Consider the following 8,787-nt stretch of genomic DNA (forward strand, 5'->3'; position numbering starts at 1 on the left):
TCAGACCGGGTCGGCCACCGTCGCGCTCGGGGCCACCTCGCGGCTGCGCATCACCACTGTCAGCGCCACGAGAGCGACAAGCAGCGCCGCCACCGCGTACACCGGGGCCGGACCGAGCGGCGCGAGCAGTGCCAGCAGCGCGACGACCGGGAAGGCGACGACCACCGCGCCGTGCTGCTGCCGGCGTACGTGCAGCACCCAGACCGTGAGCAGGAAGACGGCGACCGGGACGGCCACCGCGTACCCGGCGGTCCTCTCCGAGATGTGCGCGAGGTGCCGCTCGTAGTCCACCGACACACTCAGACCCGCGCCGGCCGCGGCGACCGCCGCGAAGATCAGGTAATGGCCATAACCCCAGATCAGGGAGTACGGCTGCCGGTCGGGAGCCTTGTTCGGCCGGTCGAAGTAGAGCCACCAGAGCGCGAACACGATGACCGCGCCGGCCGCCGCGAGCGACCAGAGGTCGTGTTCGCCGGCGTCGAGCCCGTCCTGGATCGCCAGGGAGACGGCCCCCACCGCCTCACCGAGCACGATCAGGGTGAACAGTCCGTACCGCTCGGTGATGTGCGCGGGGTGCCACGGGGTCATCCCGGGGCGTTCGGCCACCGCCGGCACCGCGAGGTCGGCCAGCGCCAGCAGCACGAACGCCGCGATGCCCCACTCGGCGGGCAGCAACAGGCGCAGCAGCCACCCGAGCTGCACCACCGTCACGCCGATCGCGTAGCGGGTCGCCGCCGCACGGTGCGCGGGGTCGCCGATGGCCGCGCGGCTCCAGTGCACGACGGCGGCCAGCCGCATCACTACGTACCCGTACGTGATGACGCTGAAATCACCGTCGGTGAACGCCGCGGGCACCCCGGCGGCGATGATCAACGCCCCGGCGATCTGGACCAGCGTGGTGATCCGGTAGAGATCGTCGTCGGTGTCGTAGGCCGAGGCGAACCAGGTGAAGTTCATCCACGACCACCAGATCGCGAAGAAGACCATCAGGTACCTGGCCAGCGCGTGGCCGATCTGGTCCTCGGAGACGGCGTGGTGCAGGTTGCCGGCGGCCTGCGCCACGGCCACCACGAAGCACAGGTCGAAGAAGAGTTCCAGCGGGGTGGCAGCGCGGTGCGGCTCGTCGCGACGGTGTGGCCGCATCGGCCGGTAGAACGGCCGCACCGACCGAGGCTGTGTCACCGCAACTCCTCAGGCCCGCCCGCACCGGGTCAGCCGCGCCGACGGCCGTGGGTCAGCCCCTCCAGCACCAGGGTCAGCCCCGCGCCGACCAGCCAGACGTCCTTGGCCAGCCCCGCACCCTGCTGGGTCGGGCGGATGCTGCCGGGTTCGCGCATCCCCGGCGTCTTCAGGTACAGCTGCACCAGGCCCGCGCCGAACGCGGTCAGGCCGAGCCCGACCAGGGGCGCCGGGACGAACGGCGCGATCAGCGCGGCCCCCAGGGCGATCTCCGAGTACGACAGCAGCTTGGCGAAGCGCGCCGGCTCCAGTTGGCCGAGCTGGGGCATGGCGGCGACAGCCATCCCGTGCAGGCCCTCCGCGGCGGTGCCCTCCAGGGTGCGCTTGCCCAGACCCGAGTTGAGGAAGTACGCGCCGATGCTGACCCGTAGCGGCAGGTGCGCGAATTTCATTGTCACTCCCGTTGGCCGTGGTCGAATGCGGCCCGCGTACCCCGGACCGCCCGCGATAACCCGCCGGGCCGGCTGGGCCGGCCGTGGTGGTCGCGGTAGGTTCGCCGGGGGCCCACCGCCGAGCCCGTGGCACACCCGCGCACCCCGGCACCCGGTCCCGCCGCAGACCACCAGCAGGAGGCGAAGTGAGCCAGGAAGTCCGGGGAGTCATCTCCCGCAGCAAGGGCGCGCCGGTCGAGGTCACCACCATCGTGGTGCCCGATCCCGGGCCCGGTGAGGCGATCGTCCGGATTCAGTCGTGCGGCGTCTGCCACACCGACCTGCACTACCGCGAGGGTGGCATCAACGACGACTACCCGTTCCTGCTCGGTCACGAGGCGGCGGGCATCGTGGAGCAGGTCGGCGAGGGCGTCACCGACGTCGCCCCGGGCGATTTCGTGGTGCTCAACTGGCGGGCGGTCTGTGGCGTGTGTCGCGCCTGCCGCCGGGGTCGGCCCTGGTACTGCTTCAACACCCACAACGCCACCCAGCGGATGACCCTCACCGACGGCACCGAACTCGCCCCGGCGCTGGGCATCGGGGCGTTCGCCGAGAAGACCCTGGTACACGCCGGGCAGTGCACGAAGGTGGACCCGGCGGCCCGACCCGCCGCCGTGGGTCTGCTCGGCTGCGGGGTGATGGCCGGGCTGGGCGCGGCGATGAACACCGGGAACGTCACCCGGGGCGACTCGGTCGCCGTGATCGGCTGCGGCGGCGTCGGGGACGCGGCGGTCGCCGGGGCGGTCCTCGCCGGCGCCACCACGATCGTCGCGGTGGACACCGACAGCCGCAAGCTCGACTGGGCCCGCACGTTCGGCGCCACGCACACGGTGAACGCCTCCGAGACCGACCCGGTCGAGGCGATCCGTGCCGCCACCGGTGGCTTCGGCGCCGACGTGGTGATCGACGCGGTGGGCCGACCGGAGACGTGGAAGCAGGCGTTCTACGCCCGCGACCTGGCCGGCACCGTGGTGCTGGTCGGCGTACCGACCCCGCAGATGCAGATCGAGCTGCCGCTGCTGGACGTCTTCGGGCGTGGCGGCGCCCTCAAGTCCAGTTGGTACGGCGACTGCCTGCCCAGCCGGGACTTCCCGATGCTCACCGAGCTGTACCTGCAGGGCCGGCTCGACCTGGACGCGTTCGTCACCGAGGAGATCGCGCTCGACCAGGTCGAGAACGCCTTCGACCGGATGCACCACGGCGACGTGCTCCGCTCGGTGGTGGTGTTCCCGTGACCGCCCGCGTCGACCACGCGGTCACCTCGGGCACGTTCTCCCTGGACGGGCAGACGTTCGACGTGGACAACAACGTGTGGGTGATCGGTGACGACCGCGAGTGCGTCGTCCTGGACGCGCCGCACGACGTGGCGGCGATCCTCGCCCTGGTGGGCGACCGGCAGGTCCGGGCGATCCTTGCCACCCACGCTCACGACGATCACGTCCGGGTGGTGCCTGAGCTGGCCGAGGCCACCGGCGCGCCGGTGCTGCTGCACGCCGCCGACCGGGTCCTCTGGGACATGGTCCACCCGCACCTGCCGCCCAACGGCGAGTTGCACGACGGGCAGAGCATCGAGGTGGGCGGCGCCACGCTGCGGGTGCTGCACACCCCCGGGCACAGCCCCGGGGCGTGCAGCTTTTACGCGCCGGAGTTGGGCGCGGTGTTCACCGGCGACACGCTCTTCGCCGGTGGGCCGGGCGCGACGGGCCGCTCGTACAGCGACTTCGACACCATCGTCCGGTCGATCCGCACCCGCCTACTGACCCTTCCCGCGGAGACGGTCGTGCACACCGGCCACGGCGACGACACGACGATCGGCGCGGAGGCGCCGCACCTGCAGGAATGGCTGGACCGCGGCCACTGATCCTTGCGGCGGCTTGGTGGGGCTGGCGGGTCGGCCCGGTGGCGCGTGGTCGACGGGCTCACCGTTCGTCGGCCGCGCCCAGCACCGGTTTGACGTCCAGGATCGGGGTGCCGTCGAGGGCCTCCAGGTCGGCCACCGCCCGGTGGGGAGTCGCTCGCCCCAACGGCGAGGATCCACAACACCGACCGGAGACCCGGTGATCGTTGGTGGACACCGCACTAGGATCCCGCTCATGGCCGCCGACTCGCCCGCCCCCGCCGTCCGTCAGCTGCGCCTCGTGGTGGAGGCCGCCGACCACGAGGCCGCCGTCGCGTTCTTCCGTGACGCGCTGGGCCTGCCGGAGGAGGCGGCCTTCAGCGGGGAGGGGGATGCGCGGGTGGTGATCCTGGACGCCGGCCGCGCCACCCTGGAGATCGCCAACCCCGCGCAGAAACGCCTGATCGACGAGGTCGAGGTGGGTCGGCAGGTCGCGCCGCGCATCCGGGTGGCCTTCGAGGTGGACGACACGGAGGCGACGACGGCCCGACTGGTGGCCGCCGGGGCGAGCGAGATCGCGCCGCCGACGCGTACGCCGTGGCAGTCGCTCAACTCCCGCCTCGACGCCCCCGCCGACCTGCACATCACCATCTTTCAGGAGCTGGGCACCGGGGTGGACGAAGACCCCGGACATGACGGCGACGTCTGAACGGGGCGGCCTGCGCGCCGCTGTTCTCACCCCGGCGCAGACGGCTGCCGTCGCGTACGTGCGGTCGTTGGCAGTGATCGAGCGTCCTTCCGCGCTGGCCACCATCGCCCGGCAACTCACCACCGCCGACGTCGGCGGCCTCGGTGGTCGTTGAACCGCACCGCTGGGCGGATCGTGGCCCGATCGCGGACACCCTTCAGCACCTCAAGCAGCTCTGGCACGTGCTGGTGCGTTTCGGCACGCCGTACGGCACCTGATCTGCCGGCTCGTCACGGCCGCGCCGATCGTCCGTTTCCCGCCGCCGTTCCGCCGGTGCGTCAACCATCCCATTTTCCGAGGTGACCGGGACCGCGCGGAGCTAGACCTGCACCATTTCCGGAATGCCCGACACGTGAACCCGGTTGTGTCCCCCGTACCGCCGGAGCCCAAACCCTTTCCGCGGTCATCTCCCGAGGAGTGTTCACCCCGGAGCGCTCCGCACGATCGAAAGGGCAACCATCGTGAAGGCCGACTTCACTCGATGGCTCCCCGCCATCGCTAAGGACTCGTACCGCAAGACCGCGCTGAGCGTGGCGGGTGTGGCAGCCCTCGGCGGTCTGGCGCTCGCGCCGACCGCAGCCGCCGCCCCGGTCACCTCCGGACCGCACCAGGGCGCCGTCGCCGCCATCGACCTCGCCACCGGCAAGGCCACCACCTCGGCACACCAGGATGAGCAGCCCGTCGAGTCGGGCCTGACCACCGGTTCCGCCACCGGTAAGCCGCCGGCCGGCAAGCCGAGCCGGGCCCAGCTGATCCCGCACGGCATCGAGGGCGCACAGTCGCGTGTACCGCTCGACGACGCGCAGCTCGCCAACGCCCGGGCCATCGTCGACGCCGCCAAGAAGACCGGCGTCGGTGACCGGGGCGCGGTGATCGGCGTCGCCACCTCGCTGCAGGAGTCGAAGCTGTACAACCTCGGCCACCTCGGCGCGTACAACGACCACGACTCGCAGGGCCTGTTCCAGCAGCGTCCGTCGTCCGGTTGGGGCACGCCCGACCAGATCACCGACCCGGAGTACGCCGCCACGGCGTTCTTCACCGCACTCAAGAACGTCGGCGGCTGGCAGGACCTGCCGCTGACCACCGCCGCGCAGACCGTGCAGGTCTCCGCCTTCCCGTACGCGTACGCGCAGTGGGAGGAGCAGGCGGCGGACATCGTCCAGCAGAACTGGTGAGACCCGCACACGAGGCCGGCCGGCTCCCTTCGACGGGAGCCGGCCGGTTCGTCGTGTTCGCGTACCTCAGCAGGCCGGGTAGAGGCGGCGGGTGCCGACCCCGGCCGCGTACGCGGCCCGGTCGCTGAACCGGCAGCCGTAGTCGGGTCGGGCCACCACCGCCGGGTCGGTCACGGTGTCGCCGGCCGGGCGCTTGCCGGTGCGTACCCAGGACATCAGGTCGTCCCAGGCGGCGCCGGCCTCGGCCGGGGTGAACTCGCAGTGCTGGGTGGCCCGGATCGCCCGTTGAACCACCAGCCTGCTGCGACCGTTGCGCGCCACGTCGGTGGCGTACGCCTGCTCCATGCTGAACGGTACGAACAGGTCGCCGAGACCGTGCAGGCTGAGCACCGGCGCGGTCGGGCGGCCGGCGATCCGCGGCACCTCGGTCAGCGTCGGCAGGAGCCGCTGCCAGACGTTCTCGGGGGCGACCCGCCGCACTGTCGCGTTGACGTTCACCGGGCTGTTCGGGGTGTAGCGGGTGAGCAGGTTGGTGGACAGCTGACCGGGCCGCTGGGCGGGGGAGTTGCCGCTCCCGGTGGGCACGCTGATCGAGAAGAGGAAGTCCTTCCAGACGGCGAACGCGGCGTCGGCTCCCGGGCGCGGCCCGCCGGAACGGTTCACCGTGATCGCCCGCAACTGCTTGCCCCGCTCGGTGGTGGTGTCCGGCCCGGTGGGCGTCAGCCCGGCCAGACCGAGCGCGACCTGGATGCGGGGCACCGCGTTGGTCAGATAGTCAGCCGGCGTGGGGTAGGCCGGCACGCCGGCGAGCGCCTGCGCGACCAGGTTGTAGTCCAGATAGAAGTCCAGCAGCGTCTGATCACCGAGCACCCCGCACATCGGCAACGCGCCGTCGTAGAAGCCGGGGTACTGCTCCAGGGAACGACCGATGACGTACCCACCCATCGACACCCCGGCGACGTAGGTGTGCTGCGGCCGACGGACCGTCCGCCCGAAGTGGTCCGCGAGATCCTTCGTCCCCAGCACCCCGGAGCGGATGTCGAAGCCGTTCCGGTCGTACGAGGACGACGCCCACGCGTACCCCTGCTCCAGCAGGCGTTGGCGTAGCCCGAACGCCGGCGGTTCCGGCGAGAGCACAGTGCCCTGGCCGCGGTAGCCGTGCGCCCACAGCACCAGGTCGCCGTTCCACCGGGCGGGGACCTCGATGATGTACCCGGCGTGGCGGTGCACGCCCTGGCGTACCGTCGTCGGCTTGCCGCCCACGACCAGCGGGGCCAACGGCGGATTCTCGATGGTGTAGCCGGGCAGCGGCTCGCCGCCCCTTGCGTCGCGACCGGTGGCGCTGGCCGGCGCGGCACCGGTCAGCCCGACCGCGAGGGTCAGCGTCGCGGCGGCGGCGAGCAGCCTACGGAGGGTACGAACGGGTGTGGACAGCATCGATGCTCCCCATCGGACGGTTGTCGCCCGGGGGCGACCAGCGGGACGGTTGCCTACCGGCCGGTAGCGTCCTGAACCTAGAACCGCCGTCGACCAGTGTCAATGGGTTCGCTGACCGGTCGGTCAACACGGCTGTTCGGTCGCACCCGGTCGTTCGGGCCGGTGGGCCGATCGGGTTGACTGGTCGCCGTGGACGAGTCGATCTGGGAGGCGGCCCGCGCGTCGCGCAGCTGGCTGGACGCGGCGAACGGCACCGGGCAGACCGAACTGACCTGCCGCATCCTCAAGCTCACCGAGGAAGCGGGGGAGGCCTCGGCTGCCTGGATCGGTCTACTCGGGCAGAATCCGCGCAAAGGTGTCACCCACACCCGCGAGGACGTCGCGGCGGAGTTGGCCGACGTCGCCTTCACCGCGTTGGTGGCCATCGAAAGCCTCGGGCTGGACGCGCAGACGGCCTTGGACGCCTGCGCCGCAAAGGTGCGCTCCCGCCTGACGGGCCAGTAACGCCCCCTAGCGTCCGGTCACCGCATTCGTGATCGACTCGGGTCCCTTGATGTCGGGGTGTCCCGGCGTCCGGCATGCCCCGACTTCCGTGAACCCGAGTGGATCACCCGAGTGAGGGCCGATTCGACGCCGTGGACGAGGCGTTGGGTGGGCGGTTTGGCCGTTGGTGGGAGGTTGTGGGTGGTGACCGGGCGCACCCTCGGGCCGGAATCATGGCCGGGTCGGGGTCGTTACATATCCTGACGATCGCAGTACCACCGACCCGCCGCCCGACCCTGCGGCCTGGTCGCGCAGGTTGGAATGCCAGCCTCCACCCGGTCGTTGCAGTCCCCACGAACGACCGCCTGGCACCGCCACGACGAGGGTGCCGGCAGGTGGGCCACCCCGGAATGACCCCGGCCCCCCGGTCGTTACATCTGGACCCGGCGCCACGAGCCCCCGCTCGCCAGGTCGCCGAACCGACGCCTGACAGGCGTCACCCTCTCAGACTTTCCCCCTTGCATGTGCAGCGCCGGACGAGGTGCTCACACCCTGCCGCCGCCCCCTTGGCCGTTGGGTGTCCTACCCCCGAAGGAGCTACCCCCATGAACACGATCATGCGTAAGAGCATTCTGTCTGTTGCTGGTCTCGCGTTCGCCGGTGGTGTCTTCGCCGGTCCGATCGCCCACGTGGGCAACCCCGTCGACGCCAAGCCCGTCGCGGTGGCGGTGCAGGCCGACAAGCCCGACGTCAGCAAGCTGATCCCGCACGGCACCCAGGGCGACCAGTCCCGCATCACCCTCAACGACGAGCAGACCGCCAACGTCAAGGCGATCATCGCCGCCACGAAGAAGGCCGGCCTGCCCGAGCGGGCCGCGGTCATCTCGATCGCGACGAGCCTGCAGGAGTCCAAGCTGGAGAACCTCGGCCACCTCGGCGACATGAACGACCACGACTCGCTGGGCCTGTTCCAGCAGCGCCCGTCCAGCGGTTGGGGCACCCCGGAGCAGATCACCGACCCCGCCTACTCGACGACCGCGTTCCTGAAGGGCCTGAAGCAGGTTGACGGGTGGCAGGACATGCCGCTGACCGACGCGGCGCAGACGGTGCAGGTGTCGGCCTACCCGGACGCCTACGCCCAGTGGGAGCAGCAGGCCGCCGACCTGGTCGCCCAGCACTGGAACAGCTGACCCACACCACCCGCACGATAAGCACGCACCACGACACCGACCGCTGGCCGGCACCCGCAACCCGGGGTGCCGGCCAGCGGCCTTTCTGCTGCCGCCGGGGCAGATGACGTCGTCTGGTCGGCGGGTCCGTAGATCTTGGACACTTCCCGTTCGCGCGGCGGGCTCAACCGGTGGTTGCAACACCCAGGAGCTGGGTCATCTTCTCACCTGGGGTGGCCCAGCCCAGGGTCATTCGGGGGCGGTCGTT

At 71.4% G+C, this 8,787-nt stretch carries 12 protein-coding genes; 8 read left to right on the top strand and 4 right to left on the bottom strand.

The annotated features are described in order from the left end of the window. Both ABZS40_RS29410 and ABZS40_RS29415 read right to left on the bottom strand, forming a co-directional pair. Positions 1 to 1,182 (bottom strand): low temperature requirement protein A, encoded by a 1,182-nt coding sequence (locus tag ABZS40_RS29410; RefSeq protein ID WP_354946841.1) that lies wholly within the window; start codon positions 1,180 to 1,182, stop codon positions 1 to 3. Positions 1,183 to 1,211: 29 nt separating this feature from the next. Continuing rightward, positions 1,212 to 1,631: a hypothetical protein gene (locus tag ABZS40_RS29415; protein WP_354946842.1), complete on the bottom strand. Its 420-nt coding sequence runs from the start codon at positions 1,629 to 1,631 to the stop codon at positions 1,212 to 1,214. Positions 1,632 to 1,816: 185 nt separating this feature from the next. On the opposite strand from ABZS40_RS29415, the gene ABZS40_RS29420 reads away from it, so the two are divergent. Together ABZS40_RS29420 and ABZS40_RS29425 are read left to right on the top strand one after the other, a co-directional pair. After that, positions 1,817 to 2,905: an S-(hydroxymethyl)mycothiol dehydrogenase gene (locus ABZS40_RS29420; protein WP_238682763.1), complete on the top strand. Its 1,089-nt coding sequence runs from the start codon at positions 1,817 to 1,819 to the stop codon at positions 2,903 to 2,905. Then, a complete protein-coding gene (locus tag ABZS40_RS29425; protein WP_354946845.1) occupies positions 2,902 to 3,531 on the top strand; it encodes an MBL fold metallo-hydrolase in 630 nt (209 codons plus the stop codon). Before ABZS40_RS29420 ends, ABZS40_RS29425 begins: the two co-directional genes overlap by 4 nt. Before the next feature lie 58 nt (positions 3,532 to 3,589). Here ABZS40_RS29425 and ABZS40_RS29430 read toward each other — a convergent pair whose 3' ends face one another. Beyond that, positions 3,590 to 3,745: a hypothetical protein gene (locus ABZS40_RS29430; protein WP_354946847.1), complete on the bottom strand. Its 156-nt coding sequence runs from the start codon at positions 3,743 to 3,745 to the stop codon at positions 3,590 to 3,592. Between the two features lie 18 nt (positions 3,746 to 3,763). On the opposite strand from ABZS40_RS29430, the gene ABZS40_RS29435 reads away from it, so the two are divergent. From ABZS40_RS29435 to ABZS40_RS29450, 4 genes are all read left to right on the top strand, one after another. After that, entirely contained in the window at positions 3,764 to 4,216 is a 453-nt protein-coding gene (locus ABZS40_RS29435) for a VOC family protein (RefSeq protein WP_354946849.1), read from the top strand. Beyond that, entirely contained in the window at positions 4,200 to 4,370 is a 171-nt protein-coding gene (locus ABZS40_RS29440; RefSeq protein ID WP_354946851.1) for a hypothetical protein, read from the top strand. Before ABZS40_RS29435 ends, ABZS40_RS29440 begins: the two co-directional genes overlap by 17 nt. Then, a complete protein-coding gene (locus ABZS40_RS29445; RefSeq protein ID WP_354946853.1) occupies positions 4,360 to 4,473 on the top strand; it encodes a DUF3626 domain-containing protein in 114 nt (37 codons plus the stop codon). Before ABZS40_RS29440 ends, ABZS40_RS29445 begins: the two co-directional genes overlap by 11 nt. Positions 4,474 to 4,716: 243 nt before the next feature. Beyond that, a complete protein-coding gene (locus ABZS40_RS29450; RefSeq protein ID WP_354946855.1) occupies positions 4,717 to 5,430 on the top strand; it encodes a hypothetical protein in 714 nt (237 codons plus the stop codon). Between the two features lie 66 nt (positions 5,431 to 5,496). Here the strand turns inward: ABZS40_RS29450 and ABZS40_RS29455 are convergent, their stop codons facing one another. Beyond that, positions 5,497 to 6,867, bottom strand: a complete 1,371-nt coding sequence (locus ABZS40_RS29455) for a hypothetical protein (protein ID WP_354946857.1) — start codon at positions 6,865 to 6,867, stop codon at positions 5,497 to 5,499. A gap of 189 nt (positions 6,868 to 7,056) precedes the next feature. Here ABZS40_RS29455 and ABZS40_RS29460 point away from each other — a divergent pair, with 189 nt between their 5' ends. Then, the gene (locus ABZS40_RS29460) at positions 7,057 to 7,371 is read left to right on the top strand and encodes a MazG-like family protein (RefSeq protein WP_354946859.1); all 315 of its coding nucleotides are present in this window, start codon (positions 7,057 to 7,059) and stop codon (positions 7,369 to 7,371) included. 584 nt (positions 7,372 to 7,955) lie between these two features. Next, the gene (locus ABZS40_RS29465; RefSeq protein WP_354946861.1) at positions 7,956 to 8,540 is read left to right on the top strand and encodes a hypothetical protein; all 585 of its coding nucleotides are present in this window, start codon (positions 7,956 to 7,958) and stop codon (positions 8,538 to 8,540) included. Positions 8,541 to 8,787 lie beyond the last annotated feature (247 nt).

This window comes from Micromonospora sp. NPDC005324 (genome assembly GCF_040607155.1).
Lineage (GTDB): Bacteria > Actinomycetota > Actinomycetes > Mycobacteriales > Micromonosporaceae > Micromonospora > Micromonospora trifolii.